The organism is Afipia sp. P52-10, from assembly GCF_000516555.1.
Classification (GTDB): Bacteria; Pseudomonadota; Alphaproteobacteria; order Rhizobiales; family Xanthobacteraceae; genus P52-10.
Genome location: NZ_AZSJ01000003.1, coordinates 1,678,252 through 1,702,403, shown reverse-complemented (window position 1 = coordinate 1,702,403; position 24,152 = coordinate 1,678,252). Strand labels below are relative to the sequence as shown.

At 62.9% G+C, this 24,152-nt stretch carries 24 protein-coding genes and 2 tRNA genes; 7 read left to right on the top strand and 19 right to left on the bottom strand.

Annotated elements, in window-relative coordinates:
- Nucleotides 1-48: 48 nt before the first annotated feature.
- A complete protein-coding gene (locus X566_RS09405; protein WP_051443974.1) occupies nt 49-348 on the top strand; it encodes a hypothetical protein in 300 nt (99 codons plus the stop codon).
- Nucleotides 349-370: 22 nt separating this feature from the next.
- Here X566_RS09405 and folD read toward each other — a convergent pair whose 3' ends face one another.
- The 3 genes from folD to X566_RS09390 are packed head-to-tail and all read right to left on the bottom strand — an operon-like array spanning nt 371 to nt 1,936.
- Nucleotides 371-1,255, bottom strand: a complete 885-nt coding sequence (gene folD, locus X566_RS09400; RefSeq protein WP_034465500.1) for a bifunctional methylenetetrahydrofolate dehydrogenase/methenyltetrahydrofolate cyclohydrolase FolD — start codon at nt 1,253-1,255, stop codon at nt 371-373.
- Nucleotides 1,252-1,593, bottom strand: coding sequence for a DUF167 domain-containing protein (locus X566_RS09395; RefSeq protein ID WP_034465499.1), 342 nt, complete (start codon nt 1,591-1,593; stop codon nt 1,252-1,254). Before X566_RS09395 ends, folD begins: the two co-directional genes overlap by 4 nt.
- Nucleotides 1,594-1,645: 52 nt before the next feature.
- Nucleotides 1,646-1,936: a YggT family protein gene (locus X566_RS09390; RefSeq protein WP_034465498.1), complete on the bottom strand. Its 291-nt coding sequence runs from the start codon at nt 1,934-1,936 to the stop codon at nt 1,646-1,648.
- 204 nt (nt 1,937-2,140) lie between these two features.
- Here X566_RS09390 and X566_RS09385 point away from each other — a divergent pair.
- Both X566_RS09385 and X566_RS09380 read left to right on the top strand, forming a co-directional pair.
- A tRNA-Ala gene (locus X566_RS09385) sits at nt 2,141-2,216 on the top strand.
- A gap of 629 nt (nt 2,217-2,845) precedes the next feature.
- Nucleotides 2,846-4,930: a bifunctional diguanylate cyclase/phosphodiesterase gene (locus tag X566_RS09380; RefSeq protein ID WP_081740112.1), complete on the top strand. Its 2,085-nt coding sequence runs from the start codon at nt 2,846-2,848 to the stop codon at nt 4,928-4,930.
- Between the two features lie 53 nt (nt 4,931-4,983).
- Here the strand turns inward: X566_RS09380 and X566_RS09375 are convergent, their stop codons facing one another.
- A complete protein-coding gene (locus tag X566_RS09375; RefSeq protein ID WP_034465496.1) occupies nt 4,984-5,763 on the bottom strand; it encodes an SDR family oxidoreductase in 780 nt (259 codons plus the stop codon).
- Between the two features lie 44 nt (nt 5,764-5,807).
- Nucleotides 5,808-6,281 carry a TerB family tellurite resistance protein gene (locus tag X566_RS09370; RefSeq protein ID WP_034465494.1) on the bottom strand — a complete coding sequence of 158 codons (474 nt, stop codon included), beginning with the start codon at nt 6,279-6,281 and terminating at the stop codon, nt 5,808-5,810.
- Between the two features lie 304 nt (nt 6,282-6,585).
- On the opposite strand from X566_RS09370, the gene X566_RS09365 reads away from it, so the two are divergent.
- A complete protein-coding gene (locus X566_RS09365; RefSeq protein WP_034465491.1) occupies nt 6,586-7,383 on the top strand; it encodes a DUF2147 domain-containing protein in 798 nt (265 codons plus the stop codon).
- Nucleotides 7,384-7,520: 137 nt separating this feature from the next.
- Here X566_RS09365 and X566_RS09360 read toward each other — a convergent pair whose 3' ends face one another.
- From X566_RS09360 to X566_RS09320, 9 genes are all read right to left on the bottom strand, one after another.
- Nucleotides 7,521-8,648, bottom strand: coding sequence for an amidinotransferase (locus X566_RS09360; RefSeq protein ID WP_173402569.1), 1,128 nt, complete (start codon nt 8,646-8,648; stop codon nt 7,521-7,523).
- 212 nt (nt 8,649-8,860) lie between these two features.
- Nucleotides 8,861-9,637, bottom strand: coding sequence for an alpha/beta fold hydrolase (locus X566_RS09355; RefSeq protein ID WP_152539831.1), 777 nt, complete (start codon nt 9,635-9,637; stop codon nt 8,861-8,863).
- 15 nt (nt 9,638-9,652) lie between these two features.
- Nucleotides 9,653-10,924: an LLM class flavin-dependent oxidoreductase gene (locus tag X566_RS09350; protein ID WP_034465486.1), complete on the bottom strand. Its 1,272-nt coding sequence runs from the start codon at nt 10,922-10,924 to the stop codon at nt 9,653-9,655.
- A gap of 233 nt (nt 10,925-11,157) precedes the next feature.
- Complete coding sequence (locus tag X566_RS09345; RefSeq protein WP_081740111.1) at nt 11,158-11,586, bottom strand: nitrile hydratase accessory protein; 429 nt, start codon at nt 11,584-11,586, stop codon at nt 11,158-11,160.
- The gene (gene nthB / locus X566_RS09340) at nt 11,586-12,251 is read right to left on the bottom strand and encodes a nitrile hydratase subunit beta (RefSeq protein WP_034465483.1); all 666 of its coding nucleotides are present in this window, start codon (nt 12,249-12,251) and stop codon (nt 11,586-11,588) included. The genes X566_RS09345 and nthB overlap by 1 nt, the downstream gene beginning before the upstream one ends.
- Before the next feature lie 12 nt (nt 12,252-12,263).
- Nucleotides 12,264-12,890, bottom strand: coding sequence for a nitrile hydratase subunit alpha (gene nthA, locus X566_RS09335; protein WP_034465481.1), 627 nt, complete (start codon nt 12,888-12,890; stop codon nt 12,264-12,266).
- Nucleotides 12,891-12,952: 62 nt separating this feature from the next.
- Entirely contained in the window at nt 12,953-14,698 is a 1,746-nt protein-coding gene (locus X566_RS09330) for a TRAP transporter large permease subunit (RefSeq protein ID WP_034465479.1), read from the bottom strand.
- Nucleotides 14,695-15,363, bottom strand: coding sequence for a TRAP transporter small permease subunit (locus tag X566_RS09325; RefSeq protein WP_034465477.1), 669 nt, complete (start codon nt 15,361-15,363; stop codon nt 14,695-14,697). Before X566_RS09325 ends, X566_RS09330 begins: the two co-directional genes overlap by 4 nt.
- A gap of 120 nt (nt 15,364-15,483) precedes the next feature.
- Entirely contained in the window at nt 15,484-16,623 is a 1,140-nt protein-coding gene (locus X566_RS09320) for a TRAP transporter substrate-binding protein (protein ID WP_034465475.1), read from the bottom strand.
- Between X566_RS09320 and X566_RS24650 the strand changes: the two genes are divergently transcribed.
- Entirely contained in the window at nt 16,622-17,047 is a 426-nt protein-coding gene (locus tag X566_RS24650; RefSeq protein WP_206538691.1) for a hypothetical protein, read from the top strand. The genes X566_RS09320 and X566_RS24650 overlap by 2 nt on opposite strands.
- 127 nt (nt 17,048-17,174) lie before the next feature.
- Here X566_RS24650 and serA read toward each other — a convergent pair whose 3' ends face one another.
- Complete coding sequence (gene serA, locus X566_RS09315; RefSeq protein ID WP_034465474.1) at nt 17,175-18,437, bottom strand: phosphoglycerate dehydrogenase; 1,263 nt, start codon at nt 18,435-18,437, stop codon at nt 17,175-17,177.
- A 111-nt stretch (nt 18,438-18,548) separates the two neighbouring features.
- On the opposite strand from serA, the gene X566_RS24645 reads away from it, so the two are divergent.
- Both X566_RS24645 and X566_RS09310 read left to right on the top strand, forming a co-directional pair.
- Nucleotides 18,549-18,800, top strand: a complete 252-nt coding sequence (locus tag X566_RS24645) for a hypothetical protein (protein WP_152539829.1) — start codon at nt 18,549-18,551, stop codon at nt 18,798-18,800.
- A gap of 156 nt (nt 18,801-18,956) precedes the next feature.
- On the top strand, nt 18,957-20,162 hold the full coding sequence (locus X566_RS09310; RefSeq protein WP_034465472.1) for a hypothetical protein: 1,206 nt from the start codon (nt 18,957-18,959) through the stop codon (nt 20,160-20,162).
- An 85-nt stretch (nt 20,163-20,247) separates the two neighbouring features.
- On the opposite strand, the gene X566_RS09305 is transcribed toward X566_RS09310, so the two are convergent.
- The 4 genes from X566_RS09305 to X566_RS09285 all read right to left on the bottom strand — a co-directional run bounded on the left by X566_RS09305 (nt 20,248) and on the right by X566_RS09285 (nt 24,151).
- Nucleotides 20,248-20,323, bottom strand: a tRNA-Thr gene (locus X566_RS09305).
- A gap of 110 nt (nt 20,324-20,433) precedes the next feature.
- Complete coding sequence (locus X566_RS09300) at nt 20,434-22,059, bottom strand: heme biosynthesis protein HemY (protein WP_034465471.1); 1,626 nt, start codon at nt 22,057-22,059, stop codon at nt 20,434-20,436.
- An 8-nt stretch (nt 22,060-22,067) separates the two neighbouring features.
- Nucleotides 22,068-23,297 carry a COG4223 family protein gene (locus X566_RS09295; protein ID WP_051443972.1) on the bottom strand — a complete coding sequence of 410 codons (1,230 nt, stop codon included), beginning with the start codon at nt 23,295-23,297 and terminating at the stop codon, nt 22,068-22,070.
- A 113-nt stretch (nt 23,298-23,410) separates the two neighbouring features.
- The gene (locus X566_RS09285) at nt 23,411-24,151 is read right to left on the bottom strand and encodes a uroporphyrinogen-III synthase (protein WP_034465465.1); all 741 of its coding nucleotides are present in this window, start codon (nt 24,149-24,151) and stop codon (nt 23,411-23,413) included.
- Nucleotide 24,152: the final 1 nt, after the last annotated feature.

Sequence of the window (24,152 nt, the reverse complement as noted above, 5' to 3'; positions counted from 1 at the left end):
GCGCCGACGTCACGGCGACGCCATAAGGGAGCCGCGCGCGGAGACCCGATGATACAGGCCTCCACCGCTTGCCACGCGTTGCATAAACGATTGGTGCTGGCGCTTCGTTACCGCGGGCATCGCCGTCTGGTCGAGGTCCATACGGTCGGCATCACCCGCGAGCAGGTCGAGATCATGCGCGCCTGGCAGGTCGCGGGTGGCAGCGTCAGCGGTCAGCCGGTCGGGTGGAAGCTGATCCACCTGGCGGAAGCCACTGAGCCGGAGATCACCGACCAGCCCTCACAGGCTCCGCGTCCGGGTTACAATCCGGACGACCCGGCGATGGTACGGATCATCTGCCGGGTCTGAACGGCTCACACCGCAGAGCCGTTTACACCGCGGGCTTCGACAACCCGTGAATGGCGCAAGCCGCGCGCACGGTGTTGACCAGGAGGCACGCGACCGTCATCTGGCCGACGCCGCCCGGCACCGGCGTAACCGCGCCTGCGACCTGCAGCGCCTCGTCATACGCAACATCGCCCACCAGCTTGTCCTTGCCGTTCGGCCCCGGAATGCGGGTGATGCCGACATCGATCACGGTTGCACCCGGCTTCAGCCAATCGCCGCGCACCATCTCCTTCTGACCCACCGCCGCATAGACGAGATCGGCCCGGCGGCAGAGCGCGGCGAGATCGCGCGTACGCGAATGGGCGATCGTCACCGTCGCATTTTCGTTCAGCAGCAACTGCACCAGCGGCCGGCCGACGAGATTGGAGCGGCCGATCACCACCGCGTCCATGCCCTGCAAGGACGGATGGACGCTCTTGGTCAGGATGATGCAGCCGAGCGGCGTGCACGGCGTCAGGGCCGGCAGGCCGGTAGCGAGCCGCCCGGCATTGACAGGGTGCAGGCCATCCACGTCTTTCGCCGGATCGATCGCCGCCACGATGCGGTTCGGGTCGAGCCCCTTCGGCAACGGCAGTTGCACCAGGATGCCGTGGACGGCTGGATCGCGGTTGAGCTTCTCCACCACGGCCAGAACATCGGCCTCGGACGCATCACCCGGCAGCACGTATTCGAATGAATTCATGCCGGCCGCGCGGGTCTGCTTGCCCTTGCTGCGCACATAGACTTCGCTCGCCGGGTCGCTCCCGACCAGGACCACAGCGAGGCCGGGGGTGAGGCCATGATCGCGCTGCAGCCGGGTGACCTCCTTCGCCACGTCCTCCCGCAGCGCTGCCGCCACCGCCTTGCCATCGATGATCCTTGCCGTCATTCGTTCGAATCCTCTGTCGTCTCTGACGTCACGGCGACCAGCCGCCGCAATGTTTCTCCAAGCCGCTTCGGGTCGCCGTCCACCGCCACCTGCTTCAGCCGCGAGGTCGCCCCGGCGAGAAGCCGGATGTCGCTTTTGCGGGCGCCGAGTTCCCGCGCCAACAGCTCCATCACCGCCCGGTTCGCCTCGCCGCCCTCGGCGATGGCCCGCACCCGCACCTTCACCACGCTGCGACCGTTCGCCAGGATCTCGACGCCGTCGATCTGGTCCCTGCCGCCGCGCGGGGTCACGCGCAACGCAATGCTCACGCCTTGGGCGGAATACCGCCAGGGCTCCATGTCATCCTCGTAAGTTATCGACCGGGCCGCCAGGCGGCCCCCGAAGCGGTGCTCAGAACACGTTCGGATAGATGTAATAGCTGATGACCCGCTGAATCAGCATGATGAGCAGGATCAGGATCACCGGGGAGATATCGAGGCCGCCCAGATTGGGCAGGAACGAACGGATCGGCCCGAGCACCGGCTCCGTGATCCGGTAGAGGAATTCCGCCACGCTAGCCACGAACTGATTGCGGGTGTTCACGACATTGAAGGCGATCAGCCAGGACAGGATGGCCGAGGCGATCAACAGCCAGACATAGAGGTCCAGCGCGATGAGAACGATGTCGAGGATGGCGCGCATGGGCTTTTTTGGGGTGCTTTACGGGGCGGAATCAAAAAACGGCGGTCCGGGCAAAATATCGGTTCGGGTCTGGCGGAACAAGGGACGACATGCGGCACGGGCAGAAAAGACCCCTCAAGCGGGCTTTGCGTTCTTGACTTGATATTGCCTCCAAACGTAAATGACCGCTCTTTCGGCGTCCGGCCTGTCCGGCCTGGCGCGGGAGGGGCCGTAGCTCAGCTGGGAGAGCGCCTCGTTCGCAATGAGGAGGTCAGGGGTTCGATTCCCCTCGGCTCCACCAAATCCCCTCCAGCACTCATTGTCGGATCGCCGCCTTCGGGGCTGGTCAGCATCATGCGGGGCTGTTGAGCGTCCCTGATATTTCGTGGTTCAGCGATGATGACCGCCGGCGTGAAGATCGATTGCTGGCGGTTGCCCGTGATCGTTGCCCGTCCACCTGCGCCTGATGCTCGCACTATGCCGCATCCTCACGATCCAGCCGAACACGACGACGCAGCACCCGACGAGCGCACGCCTCATACAACCGCAGGGATACGCCGGACCCGCGACTCAACGAGCCGGTGGACTTACGCGTGGCTTTCGCGGTCCGTCGCCGTCTTTGCGTCACACGCAATCCGATCAACTTGAAACGATAACCTTAAGCGATCCCTGCCGAGATCGAACGTCATGAACGAGTTGTTAGGCCCGATGCCTGTTTGACGAGCGCAATGCGTATCGTTTCGCCATGGGTAAGGTTCCCTTAGGCAATCCTCCGTACTCGGTCAGTAACTGCGCACCGTCCACTTCGCCGAAGTGTGCGGGCTATCCAATGATCCGAGTGCGATTTGCAGTCACCGCACTCACTCCGTCTTCACCATGGCGCTGCGGACCGCACGTCGCCATCGGTCAAGCCCGCGAAAGTCGTGCGTCATGATGCGTGTCATCACTTGTGTCTTCGTCGAGCACGACATCAAACTCGTTCTGCTGGCAGCGATGGTCTGCCTGGCCGGATCGTGGACCACGATCCGGCTTTTCACGCGCGCGAACACCACCGCGGGACTTGCGAGCGTGGGCTGGCACTTTCTTGCCGCCGTCGCTGCCGGCTCATCGATCTGGTGCACGCATTTCATCGCCATCATCGCGTACGATCCTGGCACTCCGGTCAGCTTCAATCCAGTTCTGACTATCGTGTCGCTCCTGATCGCAATGGCCGGCACCGCCGTCGGATTGACCATCGCCTCGACGGGGCCGACGCAGATCGCACCCGCCGCAGGCGGGCTGATCGTCGGATTGGCGATTGCGCTCATGCACTATACGGGCATGGCCGCCTATCACGTCGAAGGCCTGGTGGAGTGGACGACGGCCTATCTCGTCGCCTCCGTCGTGCTCTCAGCGCTGTTCGGCGCCGCCGCGTTGCATGTCGCCATCCGCCACACCAACGCCAACAGCAAATACATCGCCACCGGTATCCTCGTGCTTGCGATCGTTAGCCTGCATTTCACCGGCATGGCTGCAGTCCAAGTCACGCCGATGAATCTTGGCGGCGCGCATGCCGATCCTGATGCGCTACAGGCGATGGCGCTCGCCGTCGCCGTCGTCGGACTGGTGGTGGTGGGCGCTGGCATCGCGAGCTACCTGATCGACGACCGGACGCGCCTGGACAACTATCAGCGCCTGCGCGAGATGGCGATGAACGATGCGCTCACGGGTCTTCCCAACCGCACCTGCTTCACCGATCATCTTGACCTTGAGATCCAATACGCAAGGCGCGCCGCGAGCAAGATCGCGCTGATCTGCATCGATCTCGACCGCTTCAAGGAGATCAACGACCTCCGTGGCCACAGCGTCGGCGACGAGGTGCTGAAGACGTTGGCCGGACGCATGAGCGACCTTCTCGGCGAGGGAGAATTCGTCGCCCGCCTCGGCGGCGATGAGTTCGTTGCCGTCAAGCGGATGCGCGACCAGGCCGACCTCCTCGATTTCATCTCCCGTCTCGAAACTGCGCTGTTCGCGCCGATCTGGCTCGACAATTTCGACGCGACAGCGGGCGCGAGCCTCGGCGTCGCCATCTATCCGGACGACGCGGACAACCGGGACATGCTGACCAACAATGCCGATCTTGCCATGTATCGCGCCAAGGCGGACGTGACCAAGATCGTCTGCTTTTACGAGCGGTCGATGGATGAGGCCGTCCGCTCCCGCCGCACGCTCGCAAGCGAACTTCGCAGCGCGATGGAGAACGGCGAGCTCGACCTTCACTATCAGGTGCAGACCTCGGTCTCCACCGGCGAGGTTCTCGGCTACGAGGCGCTGCTGCGCTGGAAGCACCCGACCCGCGGCTTCATTCCGCCATCGCTGTTCATCCCGCTGGCGGAGGAAAACGGGTTGATCAAGCCGATCGGCGACTGGGTGCTGCGGACGGCCTGCGCCAAGGCCGCCGCCTGGCCGAACGATTACAAGATCGCGGTCAATCTATCGCCCGTCCAGTTCACCAACGCCGACCTGCCAAAGCTCGTCCATGAGGTTCTGCTGGAGACCGGATTGCCGCCGAGCCGGCTCGAACTGGAGATCACGGAGACGACCATCTTCGCTGATCGCGAGCGCGCCCTGCATATGCTGCGGCGGATCAAGGCGCTCGGGGTGACGATTGCGATCGACGACTTTGGCACCGGCTATTCGTCGCTGGAGACGCTGCGGGCATTTCCATTCGATAAGATCAAGCTCGATCGATCCTTCATCCTCGAAGTGGAGACGAGCCCGCAGTCGAAGGCGATCATCCGTGCGGTGCTGGCGCTGGGACAGAGCCTGGATATTCCGGTGCTCGCCGAGGGGGTCGAAACGTCGAGCCAGCTCACATTGCTCGCGGACGAAGGTTGCGATGAAGCACAGGGCTTCCTGCTGGGGAGGCCGATGCCACTGGAGGAAATCACAAAGTCGCTGAGCGAAGTTCGCCTCGTCCCGCGCCGGAAGACGCTGCTACTGCCGGAAGACGCGGAGTTTGCCCAGGTCGGCTGAGTAGCCCGTTCGTGCCCCGGAATCTCGAGCGGCCGCTCCACGCCGGGTCGTGGTTAGCCGCGGCTTCTTTGTACCCGTCCGACCAGCGATACCAGCAAGCCGCGGGGAACGAACCGCAGCATGAATGGAATCACCTTCATGCCCCAACCCGGCAGCACCAGCCGCTTGCCGGCCATCAGTCCCTGATAGCCCGCCATCGCAACCTTATCGGCCGGGACGTTGAGCACTTTCGAATCCAGGCCCGGCTGAAATCCGGCCCGCTGCTGAAATTCGGTCGGCACCGGCCCTGGGCATAGCGCGGTGACGCGCACGCCGCGCGGCGCCAGCTCGCAGAACAGCGCCTCGCTGAACGAGAGCACATAGGCCTTGGTGGCGTAATAGACCGCCATGCGCGGGCCGGGCAGGAAGCTCGACAGCGACGCGACATTGAGAATGCCGCCGCGATGACGCGCGAGGCTATCGACGAACCGCAGCGACAGATCGGTCAGCGCGCGGACATTGACGTCGATCATCGACAGCTGCTCGGCGCGGTCGAGGCGAAGCCATTCGCCGTACAAACCGAAGCCGGCATTGTTGACGAGGTACTCGGCTTCCACATCCGCCGCCTTCAGGGCCGCGGAAATGACATCGCCGGCCTCCGCGCTCTGCAGGTCGCAGGCGATGATCAAAGGCTCGATACCGCCCGCCTTGACGATCTCCTCGGACAGGGTCTGGAGCCGGTCGATCCGGCGCGCCACCAGCGCGACGCGATGGCCCTTGCTGGCGAAGATCTTCGCGAGTTCATAGCCGATGCCCGCTGATGCACCGGTGATCAAGGCGACACGACCAGTCATTCAAGACCTCGAAAAAGCGTGTTCACCGGCACTCATTCAAGACATCAATTCGAGACATCGGGCGCGAGCCGTCTGGCGGCGACGCGATTTTTCAAAGCAATCCGCTCCGTCGAGGAGACCCCGAGCAGATCGGCCGAACGCCAGAGGACGCTCTCTTCAAACTCGCTGGCGTGATCGTCGACGAAAACCAGCTCCCACATCATCTCGACGATGCGCGCCCGTCCCTGCTCATCCACCGACCGCATGATCAGGCTGGTAAAGTGATAAAGATCGACCGCCTCACCCTCGACGCGGGTTGCCGTCGCCACCAGCTCGTTGACCGACGCGTCGTCGAGCTCGAACCGGCTCGCCAGCAATGCATGCAGCTTCTGCCGTTCCGCCTCGGTCGGCTCACCGTCGATCGAGATCAGGTGAACCAGCAGCGCCGCAGCGGCTAGCCGGTAATCGTTGTCATCGAACGTCTTGCGTTCGTGGCTCGTAGCGAACTCAGCGACAATCTGACGAAGTTTTTCCAACATCAACACGATAACCAAACCCGCGTGGACATCCAAGCCGCCACGCGTGCGCTGCTCCCGCCTCCCTGTAACAGCCGCTACAGTCTTCCGGTCAGGCTCTGTTCCTCTTATGGGATGGAATCGCGACAGCTGCAAGAATGTGCCTATTACCCGTGCCCCCGCCGGAGCCTCATTTTTCACACTCCGCCTTCGGCAAGGCCAAATTTAGCCCGTTTCTCGCCCAGCTCTTGCTTCGTGACCTCTGTCACATCGCCCTCCCTGCCGCGCCGATACCGTGTCCCCATCTCGACCCGGTTTGGAGGCTCCCATGAGGAAGCTGGTTCTCATTGCCGCGATGCTGATGGCGAGTGCGTCCGCGCAGGCCGGCAACTCGTTTTCCTTCAGCATCGAGGGCCACAAGGTACGCGTGAACATCCCGCGCAACTGCGCCTCGCTCTCATGCATCTCCATTTCGGCCCCGAGCCTGACAGAAACATCCAAGAACAAGGATGAGGGGGCCATGCCGCCGGCCGCCAAGGTCGCAGCTCCTCCCGCTGCAGCGCCTGCGGCTCCGCCGCCGCCCCCGCCGACACCATCTGCAGCTCCGGCTGCGCAGAGCTCGCCGCAGGCAGTAACGACGCCGTCACCACAAGCGCCGGGTCGGGCTCAAGCCGCGCCGGCGGCGGCAGGAGAACCGGTTGCCGTCGCGGTCCCTGCACCGGCGCCGGTTGAAACTGCCGCGCGGACCTCGCCGCAAGCACAGCCACAGGTCGTTGCCGCAACCCCGGCCGCACCTCCGGTTGCGGCTCCGCCAACCTCAATCCAGATAGCATCGCCGATCGGCATCTGGCTGTCGGAAAAGAAGGAGGGCACGATCCGCATCGAGGACTGCAACGGCAACCTTTGCGGCTATGCGGTCGACGGCAAGACCGGAGCAAATGCAGCCAAGGTTCTGATCAACATGAAGCCCCGTGGCGACAAATGGGCTGGCCGAATCCACGACACCCGCAGCGGCGGCACCTACGACTCCACCATCGCCCTGCGCGGCACCGACAAGCTCCGCGTTCAAGGCTGCGCCTTCGGCGGCATGGTCTGCGGCGGCGAAATCTGGACGAGGGTCCAGTAAGGACGGAGTTGGTCGCCTCCCGTGTCCCGCTCGAAAGCCTCGCTAGGACGAAGCTCATCCCGCGCGGCTCGCCGGCATCAACGGCTCCGGCACCGGTCGCGCAGCACGCCGCAGTCGCTATGCGTCTTCGCCGGACTTCAGAAGTAGCTTTGCAATGTCCCGCGGCGGCGCACATCGAGCGTGGCGCAATGAAACGCCCCGCCGAACGCCGCATAGTGCAGGAATTCGCACGGAATCGGCTCCAGCCCCCAGTCCTTCATCGCCCGCATCATCCGCGTATGATGCGGATCGACGATCACCCGCGTCTCGTCGAGCATCAGCACATTCATGCTGAGCCACTTGCCGCACAGCGAGGTGATCTTCAGCAGGCGGTTGTCGATCGGGTCTGGCTCGGGCGCGATCAACACATCCCATTTCTTGAGGATCGGCGGCAGCCGTTCGACATCGATGTACTCGGGATTGATCAGAATCTTTCCCGGCCCGAGCGGCAGGATCGTGGTGTCGATATGCATCGGGTTCGGACAGCGGCTTTCGATCTCGTGGATGCGATAGCCGTCGCCGAGATGCCGACGCAGCCATTCGATGCCCATCAGGTTGGTGACATTGCTGCGGGTGACGAAGATATCGCGGCCACAGCGGAAGAAGTCCGCCGCATCGAACACCGGCTCGAATTCGGTGAGAATGTAGCTCACCGGCTCACCCTTCTCCGGCAGGCGAAAGTCCGGATCGAACAATTCGCCGGTCAGCTGCGGTTTGGGCGCCGACGTCCAGCGCGCGCCGCGCCTGAAGTAATCCTTGAGGATCCGACGATAGGAATGTGTCTCGAAGTAGCGGCAAGGCCAGACCATCGGCGTCTCGATGATCTCGTCGCCGATCACCAGCATGCTGTCGCGCGGGCATGAATTGCAGAAGCCGCGCGACGACCAATCGGGCGTCGAGAACTTGCGCTTATGATCGACAGGATCGGGACGTGTCACGGTGATCCCCAGCGACTCGAGCAGCGCGACAAAGGCGTCCAGTTCGCGCTGCGCCGGCTCGACGATGATCTTGGGAAATCGAAAACCGGCCACCAGCGACTGTGCCCGCGCCGCCATTCCCGGGATGTTGCAGGTCACGACCGGATGATCGGACGGAATGGTGGAGCCTTCGAGGCGTCCGACGATGATCTCTTCCAGCGGGTCCCATTCATTGTGCGAATTGACAGGACAAGCTGCGGCGTCAGTTGGCTGCAGCGGCGCTGCATCCGTCTTCATTTGCAACTGCATTCGGTTCCGATCCTTGGTCAGGACAAGTTTCAGAAGCCCCCTGCTGTTCCTTTCCGATCAGCGCCCATCACGTCAAACACTCAAAACGTCGCACACTTTTCGGTGACACACGTTCAGTGACGCACGTAAGGAGGTTCAGTGATATGCGTAAAGACGCGGGCCGCGGCGATCCGCCGCAACGCGTCGCATGTTGCTTGTCGGAACACCGTCGATCAGAGCAGCCGCTGTATCGCGGCCACCGTCTCGCGCGTCTTCTCCGCAAGCACCATGTGGCCGGCTTCCGGAATCGATACCAGTTGCGATCCCTTGATAAGACGCTTGAACTCGTGCGCGTAGACCGGCGACACGAGCTTGTCGCTGTCGCCCCAGATGAGGATCGTCTTCGCCTTCACGCGATAAAGCCGCTCCGACAAGCCTCGCTCCGGAATCGGGAACAGCAACCGCCCGGCCATACCCAGCTGGCGCGCATTCGTCACCAGGAAGCTCTGCAGAAATTTCGGATCGTCGAGAGCAAGTCCGGTGGTCAGCTTCGCGGCACCTGCCGCTTCGTCGTGATAGAGCAGCGCCGGCATCTCGTAAGGCAACTTGACGAAGATATCGGCGATCGGATGATCGTCGAGCCAGAGCCCCGCCGGCGCGATCAGCCCGAGCCGGGACACGTCATTCGGGCACACCGCCGCCATCTCGGCCGCAATCATACCCCCCATCGAATGCCCGACCAGCACCGGGTCCTTCAAACCGAGCGCGTCGACGACGTCCCACGTATGCAAGGTGAAATCAAGCATGTCGCGGATTTCGTGGCACTCTTCGCTGTCGCCGTAACCGGGGATCAGCGGCGCATAGACGTGGAAGCTCTCGGCGAGCTTCGTCAGGAACGGATCGTCCGCCGTGACGCCGCCTGCGCCATGCAAGAACACCAGCGGCTGGCCCGAACCGCCTTCGAGATAGCGGACAGGGACGTGATGAGTCTTGACCGTCTTCAGTTCCATGGTCGTCAGCCCCACTTAAGCCAGCACACGCGAGACAGCCGCGGCTGCATCGCGCTCCGTCGGCAGCCGACCGGAGGTGACCCGCTGGTTGATCGGCTTGCACCAGAAGCGGTTGTCGTCCGCATATTCGGGGAACATGTTGCGCAGCTTCGGCAGCACCTTGTCCGCGAACAGCTTGGTCGAATACATGCACTTCTCCTTCGGCATGTTTCCGACATGCATCAGGCAGAAAATGTTGCCGACATGCAGCGACTTGATCAGGTCCTCCATGCGCTGGCGAACCGTCTCCGGCGAACCGGCAATGACGTGACCGCCCTCGACGAGATCCTTCCAGGTCAGCTTCGAATAACCGGCCCGCGGCGGCGCATATTGCGACAGCGCGCCGGTCTGGATCGTCTTGATGGTGCGATAGCCTGGCGCATCGGCGAAGCCCGCGTAAACATGCAGGCAGCGGTTATAGAAGTAGAGCACATGCTCGGCATAGAGCCGCTCGGCCTCCTCGTCGGTCTCGGCGACACAGATCGTCTGCGCAAAGCCCGCCCGGTAAGGCGACGTGTCCGGCGCGTTGCGCTCGGTGACGCGATCCCAGTAGCCCTTCATTAGCGCTTGCGCCCGGATGTAACCGGAGAAGCTGAGATACGAGTAGGAGTAAGTGTTGTCGATGCAGAAGTCGTACGTCTCCACCGAGCCGCCCCCGGGGATATGCACCGGCGGATGCGGCTGCTGGATCGGCCGCGGCCAGATGTTGACGTAGCGCAGTTTGTTGTAGCGCCCATTGAACGCGAACGGCTTGCGTTCGGTCCAGGCCCGGATGATCAGGTCGTGCGCCTCCTGATACTTCTCGCGTGTCAGCGAAGGGATCTGTCCATAGCAGTAGTTGGTGTCCATCGACGTGCCGACGGGGAAGCCAGCCACGAGGCGGCCTCCAGAGATGCAGTCCAGCATCGCGAATTCCTCGGCGACGCGCACCGGCGGGTTGTAAAGCGCGATCGAGTTGCCGAGCACCACCAGCGCTGCGTCTTTCGTGCGGCGTGCTAGACCTGCGGAAATGATGTTCGGCGACGGCATGATGCCGTAGCCGTTCTGGTGATGCTCGTTGACGCCGATGCCGTCGAAGCCGACGGTCTCGGCATATTCGAGCAGATCCATGTAGGTGTTGTAGACTTCATGGCTCTTTTCGGGATCGAACAGCGCCTGATCGATATCGACCCACACCGAGCGGTTCTTCTCGCGGAAGTCATCCGGCAAGAAGGGCCACGGCATCAGGTTGAACCACGTGAACTTCATGGCGCGTTCTCCCTTATCGCTGAATTGTAGGCCTGCGCTTGAACGGCAGATTTGGTCGAATGATACCCGCGCCCGGTCCAAAGAATAGGATTTTGTTGCTTCCTACCTATGCGGAAGCGTCGCAGGGCATCTGCGGTTGTGCCGAGCCTGTCGGCGATCCCAAGCTTTGCGAGGAACTGTTTCGTATCCCGAAAAGGCGCCAAAGCGAGCGGCTGGAGCTTCGTTCGCTGCCATTATCGGCGGCCGCCCTCGCTCGCCGAGAAATCGCCCGGCCTCAATTCGATCGGCGATCCGTGGGGCGTGCGGTCAGCAGCCCGATTCCACGCATCGCGATAGCGGCGCAGCGTTCCGAGCGAGGTAACCTTCTTGTCGGCCACGATCTTTTCCAGTGTTGCCAGCCAGTGCCGGTAGTAGGTGTCACCGGTGTCAGCGTCACCGGCAGCCTGCGCGCGCTTGATCTCTTGCGCCAGCGCGGCCGCCCATTCGGGCCAGGTGAACAACCCTTTCTCGTGCAATGTCAGAGCCATGGCGAATGCATGGGCCTCCCACGGCTCACGAAACACCGGGCCGTCCGCATCACGCGGGACGCCGGGAACGGCGATGGCGACCTCCCATGCGTCGCTAGCCAGCTGCGGCCTTGGAGCAGCGGGATCAGGCGGCATCAGGCTGGCTCCAGATAGGGGTCCCACGCATCAACCGACACGCTGACGGTCGGATCGGCGTCAGGGCCCCACAGTTCCGGCCCCGCAAACCGCACGGTGTAGAGCCATTGCGGGTTTTCGCCCGCGCCGATGGCATTGCTGTCCGGGAACACATGACAGCCATGGATCAACGCGATCTCGCCGACATGCCCGCGAACGTAGCGTGGCAGCCTGGTATGGGTCGGCGGATTGATGGTTCGCGCACGCACCCGATCGCCGACGACGAACCGCGCCGGCCCTGCAGGTTCGCGCGCGGTCAGCCCGCCCCGACGCAGCATTGCAGCGACCGCATCCGCGGGCAGCGCCTTCGCTTGCGCTCCGGCTTTCGGTGGCTGCAGCGCATGCCCTGCCTCGATCTCCTCGCGGCTCACCAGATCGCGCTCGATCATCAGCCGTTCGAGGCCTGCGATCCAGAGCTGGTAGTAACTCTTGCTCAGATAGTCCGCCGGTGGGCGATCTTCGCGCGCGAAGCGGGACATGTCGATATTCCAGCCGCCCGGAGCGGCCATCGCCAACGTCAGCGCGAACGCGCGACGCTCCCATTCCGCATGGAACGGTGGCTCATCGGCTTCGGCAACCACGGCGCCGAAGCCCTTGACGCCGCCCATGTCCTGCGCGCCGTCCATCGGTGTCCTCTCTCAGGCGATCTGGTCGGGATGCTTCGGCAGGCCGGTACCGATCATGCTGTCACGGGTAACGAGATCGGCGAGGCGCTCTTCGCTCCATCCGTCCGTGCCCGCCGGCCGCATCGGCAACACCAGGTAGCGGATTTCGGCGGTCGAATCCCAAACACGGATTTCGGTCTCCTTCGACAGCTCGACGCCGAAGTCGCGCAGCACGCCGCGCGGATCGGCGACGGCACGCGATCGATAGGGCGCGGACTTGTACCAGACCGGAGGCAGCCCGAGCACCGGCCACGGATAGCAGGAGCACAGGGTGCAGACGACCATGTTGTGGGTCTGCGGCGTGTTCTCGACCACCACCATGTGCTCACCTTGCCGACCTTTGTAGTCCAGTTCGGCGATGGCCGCGGTGGCGTCGGCAAGCAGCCGCGCGCGATAGGCCGGATCACTCCAGGCGCGAGCAATGACGCGCGCCCCGTTTCGCGGACCCACCTTGGTCTCGTAGGTTTCGATCAGAAGATCGAGCGCTTTGGGGTCGACGTAGCCCTTCTCGGCGAGCAGCGTCTCCAGCGCACGCACGCGCAGTTCCGTTTCGGACAGCTCCGAGTGCTCGTGATCATGATGGTGATCGTGACCGCTCATGCCACCAGAATAAGCCCGTCCCCGCTTCGCTGTCGAGCCGGAGCATCTCACGCTTCGCTGATCTAGTTCCCGTAGAGATAGTTCGGCAGCCACAGCGTCATGCCGGGCCAGAGATACATGATGACCATGCACAGGATCACCACCAGCATGTAGGGCATCATGCCGGCGAAGATCTGGTTGATGGTCACGTGCTTCGGCGCGACCCCCTTCAGGTAGAACGCCGACATGGCCACCGGCGGCGACAGGAACGCCGCCTGCAGGTTGACGAACACCAGCACGCCCCAAAGGATCGGATCGATGCCGAAATGCTTCAGCAGCGGCAGGAAGATCGGCACGAAAATGATGATGATCTCGGTCCATTCCAGCGGCCAGCCGAGCAGGAAGATGATCGCCTGCGACAGGATCATAAACTGGATCGGCGAGAGATTGAGGCTGAGCACCCACTGCTCCACCAGTGCCTGACCGCCCAGGATCGCGAACACGGCCGAGAACAGCGCCGAGCCGACGAACAGCCAGCAGACCATGGCCGTGGTCTTGGCGGTCAGGAACACGGCCTCCTTGGTGCGCTTCCAATCGAGCGTTCTTGCATGGAAGGCGAGGATGAAGGCGCCGGCTGCGCCGACTGCCGCGGACTCGGTCGCAGTGGTGATGCCGAACAGGATCACCGCCAGCACCAGCACGGAGAGAATGGCGAGCGGCATCACCGAGCTGGTCAACAGCTTCAGCAACTCGTAGCGCTCGGCATTGAGCCGCCAATAGTAGCGCACGGTCAGCAACGCCATCACCGCGGCGATCCCCCAGAACCAGATATAGAACTGGGACGACGGCCCTTGATTTCCAGCCGCCGTCTGCGTGGACGCCGGAGCGGCGCCGAGCGGCTGCAACCCTTCGACTTCGACCGAAGCAGCCGCCTGCTGGTGGATCACGACATACCACCACACCAATCCGAGCGTGGCTGCCGTCAAGGCAAACGGAACCAGCGCAACCAGCACGTTCTGAGCGATGCGGAACAGCGTCAACGGTTTGCCATCGGCCTCGAGCCCTTTCATTCCGGACGGCACGAACAGCGCCTTCAGCAAACCGACCAACATGTTGGGCGAATAACGCTCCTGGATGCGCGTCATCCAGTCCGGCACCCGCACCTGGGTCGCCTCGGGGGGCAGCGGCGGCGCGACTTTCGGATTCAGCAGCGCCCAGCCGATGATGTAGACGAGATAGAGAAACGCCAGGAAGAAACCTGGGAACATCGCCGCCGCATACAGCTTCACCACCGACTGGCCGGCCACCGCCGCATAGACGATGATCATCACCGAGGGCGGGATCAGGATGCCGAGCGTTCCGCCTGCCGTGATCACGCCGGAGGCGAGCTTGACGTCGTAGCCGGCGCGCAGCATCGGGTTCAGCGCGATCACGCCCATCAGCACCACGACGGCGCCGACGAGCCCAGAGGCGATGCCCCAGAAAGTACAGACGATCAGCGTCGCGACCGCGAGCGATGCCGGAAGGCGGCGGAACGCGAGCTGGATCGAATAGAACATCTTGTCGACCAGCGCGCCACGCTCCATCACGTAGCCCATCAGCACGAACAGCGGGATCGAGATCAGCACGTCGTTGGTCATCGCGCCGTAGGTGCGCTGGACCATCAGGTCGAACACCCGGTTCTGCCACCAGTGTTCGGCGGGATTGTAGAAGGCGATATAGCCGAACACGATGCCGAGCCCCATCAGCGTGAAGGCCGTGGCAAAGCCCATCATGATGACGACGACGATCAGGGCGAGCATCAACAGCCCGAGCGCTGGATCGCTCATGTATTCAGTTCCCCACCCATACCGCGCTGGCGCGCGGCCTCGTCGATCTTCTGCGCGTTCTCGATCGCGATTCTGCGCGACTCTTCGTCAACGAACTCGCTGTTGGCGAGCTGCTCGCCGACGACGTCGATCTCCGCGACATCCTTCAGGCGGCTCGGCCATTCGCCGGTCTTGAGGCAGACGACGCAGCGCATGATCTCGGCGATGCCCTGCAGCATGACGAGGGCGCCGGCGATCGGAATGACCGTCTTGAAGTGATAGACCGGCGGCCCATCCGCGGTGACGTTCGAATGCTCGGCGATCCGCCAGGAATCGGCGGCATAGTCGGTGCCCGCATAGATCAACGCGGCGATGCCGGGCAGGAAGAAAACGAAATACAGGACGAGATCGAAGGTCGCTTGGGTTCTCGGCCGCATCGACGAATAGAAAAAGTCGCCGCGGACATGCGCGTTCTGCGCCAGCGTGTAGGCGCCGGCCAGCATGAACAGCGTGCCGTACAGCATGTTCTGCGCATCGAAGATCCATGCCGTCGGCGCATTCAGCACGTATCGCTTGAAGACTTCGATGCAGACCACCAGCATGAGCACGATCATCAGCCAGGCGGTCGCCTTGCCGACCCAGGTGCTGATGCCGTCTATGGCGTGCAGGAAACGCTCGACCTTCATTCAACAGCAACTTTGCAGAGATGCGTAAGGCGGAGCACCGCCCGGCCCAGACTCGACCCCACGTTCGAGGCCAAGGTCAGATCCGGTCCGGATGGTGCTCCAGACTGTCGAAGCCGTCCGTCAGATCGGCTTCTTCGCGTTGGGTCCGAAATAATGTTCGAAGGCCATCCGGCGGTTGACCACCGTGTCCTGCTCCCACTGCGTCGCACGCTTGGCGAAGGCGAGTTGGGATTCGGCGATCTCCTTGAACAGCGGATTCTCGGCGGCCTTCTTGCGCACAACATCGTCATAGACTTCGAGCTGGCGCTTCAGAACGGCGTCGGGCGTCTTGTAGAATTTGACGTTGTCCTTCGCCTGCATCTCCGCGTAATCCTTGGAATAGCGGTCGATGGCCTTCCACTGCATGTCCTGCGAGGCCGCTTCCGTCGCGTTTACGATAATCGCCCGCACCTTCTCCGGCAGCGCGTTGTACTTGTCCTTGTTGAACATCACCTCGAACTGCTCGGCGTTCTGGTGATAGCTCTGCAGCATGCAGATCTTGGAGACGTCGGGGAAGCCGAGCGCCCGGTCCGACGAGGCGTTGTTGAATTCCGCGGCTTCGAGCAAGCCGCGATCCATCGCCGCGACGATCTCGCCGCCGGGCAACGCATTCACCGCCGCACCCATGTTCTGAAACACGTCGATCGAGATGCCGACGGTGCGGAATTTAAGGCCCTTCAAATCGTCAGGCTTGGCGATCGGCTTCTTGAACCAGCCCAGCGGCTGCGTCGGCATCGGCCCATAGAGAAACGAGACGATGTTCGCCCCGATCGAACTGTAGAGCTTGTCGAGCAGCTCCTTGCCGCCACCGTATTTGTGCCAGGCCAACAGCATGTTGGCATCCATCGCATAGCCCGGTCCCGAGCCCCACAGCGCCAGCGCCGTCTGCTTGCCGTAGTGATAGACCATCACCCCGTGGCCGCCGTCGAGCGTGCCCTTCGAGACGGCATCGAGCAACTGGAAGGCCGGCACCACCGCGCCCGCCGGCAGCACCTCGATCTTCAGGTCGCCGCCGGTCATGTCGTTGATCTTCTTGGCGTAGTCGATCGCGAATTCGTGGAAGATATCCTTGGAGGGCCATGTGCTCTGCCAGCGCATGTTGATCGGGCCTTGCGCCGAAACGACGGTCGGCGCTGCCACGGCAGCCGTTGCACCCGCAGCAGCCGTCGCAAGAAAGCGGCGGCGACTCGTCTTGGTCTTCTCCTCACTGCGTTTCGTCATGATGCTCCCCTGTTTGATTATCGTCCGTTTTTACGGATCGATTTTTCGTTGCCGCAAAGACAACGGCCTGCGCACGACCTTGGCAAGCGAAAACAGCGCAAGCACACCTGAACGAAACGTCGCATGCGGTCGACAAAAAATGAAAGAAGCGCCTGCATCGCAGGCACAACTGGTCGTTCCCGATCGTCGGGCTGCCGCCGTCACCGAAGCCTTACACTTTAGACGTAGAGGGCCGGCGACAGCGCAGATGACTGGCAACGGCGAAGACATCGAGCCGCGCTTCGGCACAATCGCGCTTCTCCGCTGGACCGCGGATCGACACCTTCTTCCGGCACCAACCCCGCATCTCGCGAAAACGTCCCTGCGTCGGCAAATTTATGCCGATGCGGAGATGATAGAATCGTGCGCCGCCCCCTGCGGATGAGATGGCTTACGCGATCCGCAAGTCCATTTTGTCGAACATGATCAGCCGCTTGGAATGCCAGGCACGGGCCGCGGGCGCCGGACCTCAGCACGCGCCGGCTCACGCGGTTCGGAATCAGGCGCCGGCGTCAGTGATCGTAGACCAGCCGGGCGCGGATGGTGCCGTCGAGCGAGCGGATTTCTTCGAGGATCGTCTGGCTGACGGGTCCGAGCTGGTCCGCATCCAGCACGACATAGCCGATCTCGCTGTCGGTCTGCAGATACTGGGCGGTGATGTTGAGATCCCGCACCAGGAACACCTCGTTGAGCCGGCGCAGCATGCCCGGCACGTTGCGATGGACATGCAGAAAGCGCGTGCCGGTCGAGCGCAGCGGCAACTGCACCTGCGGGAAATTGACCGCGCCGACGGTCGAGCCGGAATCCGAGTAATCGACCAGCTTGCGCGCGACCTCCCGGCCGATGCGATCCTGGGCTTCTTCGGTGGAGCCGCCGATATGCGGGGTCAGGATCACGTTCTCGATCCCCTGCAGCGGCGAGTGGAAGCGATCCGTATTGGAGGTGGGCTCGACGGGGAAGACATCGACCGCCGCTCCGGCGAGATGGCCCTCGCGCAGCGCCTCCGCCAGCGCGTCGATATCGACGACCGTGCCGCGGCTGTTGTTGATCAGGTAGGCACCCCGCGGCATCGCGCGCAGCTCGTCCCGCCCGATCATCTTGAAGGTCGCCGGCGTCTCCGGAACATGCAGGCTGACCACGTCGCTCTGCGCCAGCAGCGCCATCAGCGAATCGGTTGGCTCGGTGTTGCCATGCCGCAGCTTGTCGGTGTGATCGTAATAGATCACCCGCATGCCCATCGCCTCGGCGAGGGTCGAGAGCTGCGAGCCGATGTTGCCATAGCCGATGATGCCGAGGGTGCGGCCGCGCACCTCGCGGCTGCCCTTCGCCGACTTGTCCCAGCCGCCCTGATGCGCCGAAGCCGAGCGCGGCAGGATGCGCCGCAGCAGCATCACGATTTCGCCGATGGTGAGTTCGGCCACACTGCGGGTGTTCGAGAATGGCGCGTTGAAAACCGGCACGCCGCGCCGGCGCGCCGCATCGAGCTCGACCTGATTGGTACCGACGCTGAAGCAGCCGACGGCGATCAAACGGTCGGCATGGGAGAAGACCTCCTCCGTCAGGTGTGTGCGCGAGCGGATGCCGATCAGATGTACGCCCTTCAACGCCTTGCGCAGGGCATCGCCATCGAGCGCCTTGGTCAGGCGTTCGACATTGGTGTAGCCGGAGCTCGTGAACAGCTCGACCGCGCTGTCGTTAATGCCCTCCAGCAGCAGGATGCGAATCTTGTCTTTGGCGAGGGAGAGTTCTTTCGATAAAGCCAGTTCGGACGACATGCAGTCACACTAATTTCGTTTCAATCATGGTCTCGCCGGACCGTCGCCGCAAGTCTATCACTCAGCGTTCCAGTTTGGAAAATTTATCCAAGGCTGACAGGGACTTCATCCGTGTTTGATTACGACGCCCGATACCGTGAATTGCGCGCTGCCGGGTTTGAAGGCTGGGCCGGATATGGCTTCAAACGAGGCTACGATCGTTTGTCGGCAACGCTCGACCGCCTCCAGCGCGACGGCCGGTTTTGTCCGCCTCCGCCGTCCGAGAAAAGAAGTAAGATTCGCGTTGAGCATGAAGCAGGGTATCAAATTCATCAACAGTGCGACCACTATGGCCGAAAGAAAACGTCGAACAATACAGGTTAGGAATTATCTGACAGGTTGGTAGGCGAGCTTTGGACTTTGCGATGGAATGCAACAACGTGTAGCCTTACGGAATTCACGAATAGCGGAATGCTCAAGTTAGCGGATCGTGGCGGGGAGAGTTATCGTTCATATTCCACATAGGCGTAGGGGAGCGCCATGTTTGAAATTATAATTTTCTGGCTCGTTTTTTCGATAATCGTCGCGATTGTAGCATCGGCGCGCGGGAGAAGTGGCGGCGGATGGTTTCTTCTATCGGTTATTCTTTCTCCCCTGTTGATGCTGATCTTGGTGGTCTGCCTCCCCAATCTGAAGGTACAAGCGCAGCTTGAAAGGGCAAACAAGCCATTCGTACCCGACAGCGTGCTCGCTGGAGTTCCGTATAAAGCCCAGCGTGACGGTCGCATAACGGCGATGATGCAGGGAGGGGTCGTCCAATTTCGCTCGTTCGATCAATTCAGGGCTGCAGTCGGAGGAGAGACAAAAAACGAGGACATCGACTTTGTCGCGCTGTCCAGAAAATACCCAAACCAGACAAACGGAATATGGTATCGCGTTGAGAAAAGCGGCGAGGTGGCGATTTGGAGGGAAGACCGTGGCGAAGAGCGCTTCCCAAACTGGCGGTCGTTTTACACCTACGTCGAAGGTGGTTTAGATGAAGTTGCGATTCAAACGATCAGCGAGAACAGGCCGAGGCTAATCGACTCGCCGAAATTTGCGAGAGGCTTGGCGGCCGTCGCGATAGTCGGCTTTGTCGGCTTTGTCGCATATACTGCCGCACAACGCGACAAACAGCAGAACCCATCACCGGCCTCGAACGAGATTAACGCTAAACGGTTCGATACCGACGCGAACACCGTCATCGCTGCTGGCCAACTCGATCAGCAATGGTCTGATACGTTCGACAAGACTGGCAAGTATCCTGAAAAGCAGGTTGCGAACTTTCACGAGGCGACGCTGCAGATATTGTCGCAAATAAAGTCCGACAGTCCGAGCTATGTCGCCGCCCGGGAAGTGAGAGAACGCATGCTGACAAGGCAGCTCAAGATCAGCAAAGTTGAGCTAGCAAATAGGCCGCCTCAGCCGCAGAACCCTGACATTACGCTTGGCCAAGTCGATATGTCTTACAGCAACTTCAAGGGTAGCTTCACGATCACGAATCCTAACGGGTTTGCGATTGCAGATGTCAGGGTTAGATGTGCCGTCTATGGTGGCAGCGGCACGTCGATCAAGGACTACGAATTCACGGTGTATGAAGTCGTCCCAGCAAAGGGCAAGAAATCCATCCAAGGATACAAATTCGGCTATTGGCCTGACCAAGGAAAAAAAGTTGGATGCGCCACGGCTGGCTACCAACGCCGCTAAGTTAAAGCGCGGTGCTCCCCCGGCGTTTTGCGAGAGACCACCAGAAGCGCATAAGATAAATTCAATTTATTTTTCAGCCGGACAGTGGTGCCGCAAGAGGGATTCGAACCCCCGACCCCGTCATTACGAATGACGTGCTCTACCAGCTGAGCTATTGCGGCAGCTTGTTTGTCGCTTGGACGGCCCCTGATATCGGGCGACCTTCCGCTTTGCAAGCAGGCTCTTGCCGGAAAATGCGAAATCGGCCCGATGGCTGCCGGCAGGCGCTCGGCTAGCCGACCCACCGCGATAGAAATCCGCGAAAACCACCCTCCTGCCGTGCGGTTGCCTCGGGCTGTCCGATCGCCTCCGGATCAGGGTGGTCATCGACGCCGGGATCGTCCGGCGCACGGACGATCGGAATGACGGCGGGGATCGCGGGAGGGATGGCATTCGCCCGGATATCCGTCCGCGGTCGAAAGACGGGAACCGCCGCTTCGGAAGCGGGAGGCCGATCGTTCATGGATCCTGGTGCCAGCGCGTCCGGCTTTTCCGCATTCGCGGAATCGGCCGGAAGCGCCTCCACCTTCCGTATCGGGGGAGTAACCGGCTCGGCGACGGCGGGGCCCAAGGATGGCAGGGCTGCGACCGGCACCATCCACCGGAACGCATCGAGCCGCCCGGTCACCGGCGACACCGGCCGCCACCGATCCGAGACATAGCCGTCCGCGGTCCAGGCTGGATCGAGCGCCGCATGCACCGCACGCATGGTCCAGGCACGGGCGGCCCCCTCGTCATCATGCTCACCGCGTTCGATCTCGGCCATCAGTAACGCCACCCGCTGGGTCGGCACAGCGAGCAGTGGTGCGAGCGCCTCGCGCGCCTTCGTAAACTCACGCGCGTCGATGGCGACCCGCGCGACGCCCAGCGCGCCTTCGGCATGCCCCGGCGCCTTCTCGGCGAGCCGTTCCATCCGCCGCAGCCGCTCCAGCGCCGAATCCCCGAGACGGACATGCGCATAGGCATCGGCGAGATCGGGATGCGGTTGCGCCGCCCAGGCGGCCTCGATCATCTGCATCGCTTTTCGCGTCTGCTGGTTTTCGCTGAGGAAGCGGGCGGCCAGCACCGCCGCTGGAATCAGGGTCGGCGCCAATTTGATCGCCTCCATCACGCTCTCGCGGGCGAGATCGCGATCCGCGGTTTCGAGCTCCAGCGCTCGCGCCGTCAGCAGCACGGCGCGCTGACGGCGATAGGTGGCCTTGTCGATCGCGCCCGCTGCCGTGTTGCGTTCAACGATCGCCAGCGCGCCGGTCCAGTCATTCTGCGCACAGCGAAAACCAAGCACGGCATGTGACGCCCAGCTTACCGTCGGCGTCACCTTCAGCGCCTCCTCAGCCGCGGCCACGGCCTGCAGCGGATCGTCATTGCGCTGAGCCTCGATGAACAGCCCGTGCAACCCGAGCAGCCGGGTATCCGGTCGTTCGGCCATCGCGTGGAACGCCCGCCGCGCGCCATCGTGATCGCCGGCGAGCTGGGCGGATTGTGCCGCAAGCAACAACCGCAACGGATCATGCTGCGCGTGACGTTCGGCGATCGTCGCATGTCGGCGGGCTGCAGCACGATCGCCGGCACCGATGGCGATGAGCCCTTTGGCGATCGCCTCACGGCCGCGTCGCTCGTGGCGCAGCTGGCGGCCATGACGCAACCGCTGCGGCAGCCGGATCAGCGTGCTGATCACCACCCAGATGACCATGGCCGCGACGACCGCAAGGCCGAAGCCAAGGATCGCAACCGGCAGGCTGGTGCTGACCCGCCAGCCGTCCCAGGCGAGAACGATATCGCCGCCTTGGTCGGCAACCCAAGATGCGCCGAATGCGAGCACGCCGATCACGAGCAGAAAAACAATGACCCGAACCATTGGCGACCCTAGCCCCCCGACTTGCCGACGGCCGAAAGCGCCTGGGCCGAGAACTGCCGCGCTGCTGCGAGCGCCGCATCGCGTGCATCGACCGACCTGATCCAGGCTTGAACCTGCGGATCATCAGCCTGCGGCAGCTTCGCGAGATCGCGGCGGACTGCGGCGAAATCGTCGCGACGGGCCGAGGCTTCGAGCGATGCCACCAGCGGCTGGCTCGCTCCTTGCGCCGCCGGCGCATCGGTGCGCTCGACCCGTACCAGTTTCGACAGGCTGGACTGAAGCCGCCCGAGCACGCCTTCGCCTGTTGCCGGTTTGTCGGCAGCGTTCGTCGCTACGGCCTTTGCTTCACCGCCCGCCGTGAGTTGTCGCAGAATCTGCACGATCTCCCGCAGATAGGCCGTATCGCTCGGAACGCCCTTGGCGGCGAAAGCGTCGAGCGGCGCAAGCACCGACGCATCGATCGCGACCTGTTTGGCTGTATTCAACGCCTCTGTGTAGGGCACGCCCCGCAACACGGCCGTCTCCAGTGCGTTCGCCACCACGAGACGGCGAACGTTGATGTCGCCGCCCGCTTGCGTCTTGCGTGCGGCAAGCTCCGCCGACAACGATTGCGCCGTCTGCTCCAGTCGCGCCAGCCGTTCGGTGAGCGGCGCAAGATTGACGGACGCGCGCTCGCTCGCAGCCGGCGCTGTCTTCAGATCGTTCAAAGCAGAGGCCGTGGAGGCTGCTTGCGTCTTCAGGGCCGCAAGATCGTCACGCACCGCACCGACGTCCTTTTCGAGCGCAGCGGCACGCGACAGCAGCGCTGCATCCTGCGCAGGCGCCGCGGGCTTCGCAGCATTCGCCTCGATGTGCGACAGCCGGGATGTCAGCGCGCCGACCTCGGCAGCAACCTTGTCGAACTGCGCTGACGATATCGCCGGCGCCGCTGGTTGCGACGGACCGACAACGCCGCCGAACCAGGCAGCAGCGATCACCGCGAGCGATGCAACCGCACCGCTGACCGCCGCCAATATAGTGCGCACCGAACCGCGCCCTTGACCGCCTGGCGTCTCACCACCGGGCTGTGGTGCGGACGCTTGTTCCGCATCGGCATGATCATCGGTGCCGGATTCATTCGGCTGCGCCGATGCGTCGCCGGAAACATCCGTAGCGGCGAGATCGATCGTCGGCGGCGCGCGCTTCGGCGTTTGTTCGACGGGAGACGCTCCCGGATCATCCTGCCGTTCGTTTGCCATGCTGCAATCGCTCCTGACGGCGCCGCGATCCGGCCAACCTACTCTAAATCAAGATCGCCGTCCCGTTGGACCGAAACGGACATCGGCGTCTGTAGCAGATTTGCACGCAGTCCTTAATGGGAGCCTGTGCGCGGAAGGACACGCTGCAGCATGTCGAGCAAAGCCGGCTCATGGGGCGCGTCGGCGACAGCCAGACGATTTGCTCCTGCGTCCCGCAAAACACCCGCCACCAGCTCGGACAGGCACACCTGCGGCAGCGCCAATGCGGAAATCTCGAGCCCGCCCAGCCGAACCGCCTTGATAAACGCCAGCGCACTCCGCCGGGAATAATGCAAAATGGCCCGCACCTCATGATGCGCAAGCGCCTCGCTGGCCGTCGGCGGCAGCTCGAGCGCCTCCGTCATGCGATAGACCGGCAGCCGGATCACCGCAATTCCGTGCGGCGCCAGGTCCTTGCCGAGATCGCGGCTGATCTCCGCCGCAGACAGATACAGCAAGGACTTGCCTGCGTTCTGCGGCAGGCTCGCAAGAATCAAGTCGCGCAATGCAACCGCGTCGCCGTCGGCGGAACGAACGTCGGTGAACGACGCCTCGCGTGCCGCCTGCGCCGTCCGTTCGCCGACCGCGAACACCGGCAGATCGCGCAAGCGTCGCGGCATCGGCTGCTGCGCCATGGCGCGCAATGCATTCGTGCTGGTGAGAATCACGCCGTCATATGCCCGCGCCTCGTCATCCCGAAACGGCAACGCCTGGAACAGGAGCACCGGCGCGAGCAGCGGCTTGAATCCGCGCGCGCTCAGCGCCGCGGCGGTGATCGCATTGTCCGGTGCCGGTCGCGTGACAAGAATGCTCACG

What these genes read in the sequence shown, in the direction of transcription:
- X566_RS09405 (WP_051443974.1), top strand. Translation starts at nt 49, where the DNA reads ATGATACAGGCCTCCACCGCTTGCCACGCGTTGCATAAACGATTGGTG.
- folD (WP_034465500.1), bottom strand. Translation starts at nt 1,255, where the DNA reads ATGACGGCAAGGATCATCGATGGCAAGGCGGTGGCGGCAGCGCTGCGG.
- X566_RS09395 (WP_034465499.1), bottom strand. Translation starts at nt 1,593, where the DNA reads ATGGAGCCCTGGCGGTATTCCGCCCAAGGCGTGAGCATTGCGTTGCGC.
- X566_RS09390 (WP_034465498.1), bottom strand. Translation starts at nt 1,936, where the DNA reads ATGCGCGCCATCCTCGACATCGTTCTCATCGCGCTGGACCTCTATGTC.
- X566_RS09380 (WP_081740112.1), top strand. Translation starts at nt 2,846, where the DNA reads ATGATGCGTGTCATCACTTGTGTCTTCGTCGAGCACGACATCAAACTC.
- X566_RS09375 (WP_034465496.1), bottom strand. Translation starts at nt 5,763, where the DNA reads ATGACTGGTCGTGTCGCCTTGATCACCGGTGCATCAGCGGGCATCGGC.
- X566_RS09370 (WP_034465494.1), bottom strand. Translation starts at nt 6,281, where the DNA reads ATGTTGGAAAAACTTCGTCAGATTGTCGCTGAGTTCGCTACGAGCCAC.
- X566_RS09365 (WP_034465491.1), top strand. Translation starts at nt 6,586, where the DNA reads ATGAGGAAGCTGGTTCTCATTGCCGCGATGCTGATGGCGAGTGCGTCC.
- X566_RS09360 (WP_173402569.1), bottom strand. Translation starts at nt 8,648, where the DNA reads ATGCAGTTGCAAATGAAGACGGATGCAGCGCCGCTGCAGCCAACTGAC.
- X566_RS09355 (WP_152539831.1), bottom strand. Translation starts at nt 9,637, where the DNA reads ATGGAACTGAAGACGGTCAAGACTCATCACGTCCCTGTCCGCTATCTC.
- X566_RS09350 (WP_034465486.1), bottom strand. Translation starts at nt 10,924, where the DNA reads ATGAAGTTCACGTGGTTCAACCTGATGCCGTGGCCCTTCTTGCCGGAT.
- X566_RS09345 (WP_081740111.1), bottom strand. Translation starts at nt 11,586, where the DNA reads ATGCCGCCTGATCCCGCTGCTCCAAGGCCGCAGCTGGCTAGCGACGCA.
- nthB (WP_034465483.1), bottom strand. Translation starts at nt 12,251, where the DNA reads ATGGACGGCGCGCAGGACATGGGCGGCGTCAAGGGCTTCGGCGCCGTG.
- nthA (WP_034465481.1), bottom strand. Translation starts at nt 12,890, where the DNA reads ATGAGCGGTCACGATCACCATCATGATCACGAGCACTCGGAGCTGTCC.
- X566_RS09330 (WP_034465479.1), bottom strand. Translation starts at nt 14,698, where the DNA reads ATGAGCGATCCAGCGCTCGGGCTGTTGATGCTCGCCCTGATCGTCGTC.
- X566_RS09325 (WP_034465477.1), bottom strand. Translation starts at nt 15,363, where the DNA reads ATGAAGGTCGAGCGTTTCCTGCACGCCATAGACGGCATCAGCACCTGG.
- X566_RS24650 (WP_206538691.1), top strand. Translation starts at nt 16,622, where the DNA reads ATGATGCTCCCCTGTTTGATTATCGTCCGTTTTTACGGATCGATTTTT.
- X566_RS09320 (WP_034465475.1), bottom strand. Translation starts at nt 16,623, where the DNA reads ATGACGAAACGCAGTGAGGAGAAGACCAAGACGAGTCGCCGCCGCTTT.
- serA (WP_034465474.1), bottom strand. Translation starts at nt 18,437, where the DNA reads ATGTCGTCCGAACTGGCTTTATCGAAAGAACTCTCCCTCGCCAAAGAC.
- X566_RS09310 (WP_034465472.1), top strand. Translation starts at nt 18,957, where the DNA reads ATGTTTGAAATTATAATTTTCTGGCTCGTTTTTTCGATAATCGTCGCG.
- X566_RS09300 (WP_034465471.1), bottom strand. Translation starts at nt 22,059, where the DNA reads ATGGTTCGGGTCATTGTTTTTCTGCTCGTGATCGGCGTGCTCGCATTC.
- X566_RS09295 (WP_051443972.1), bottom strand. Translation starts at nt 23,297, where the DNA reads ATGGCAAACGAACGGCAGGATGATCCGGGAGCGTCTCCCGTCGAACAA.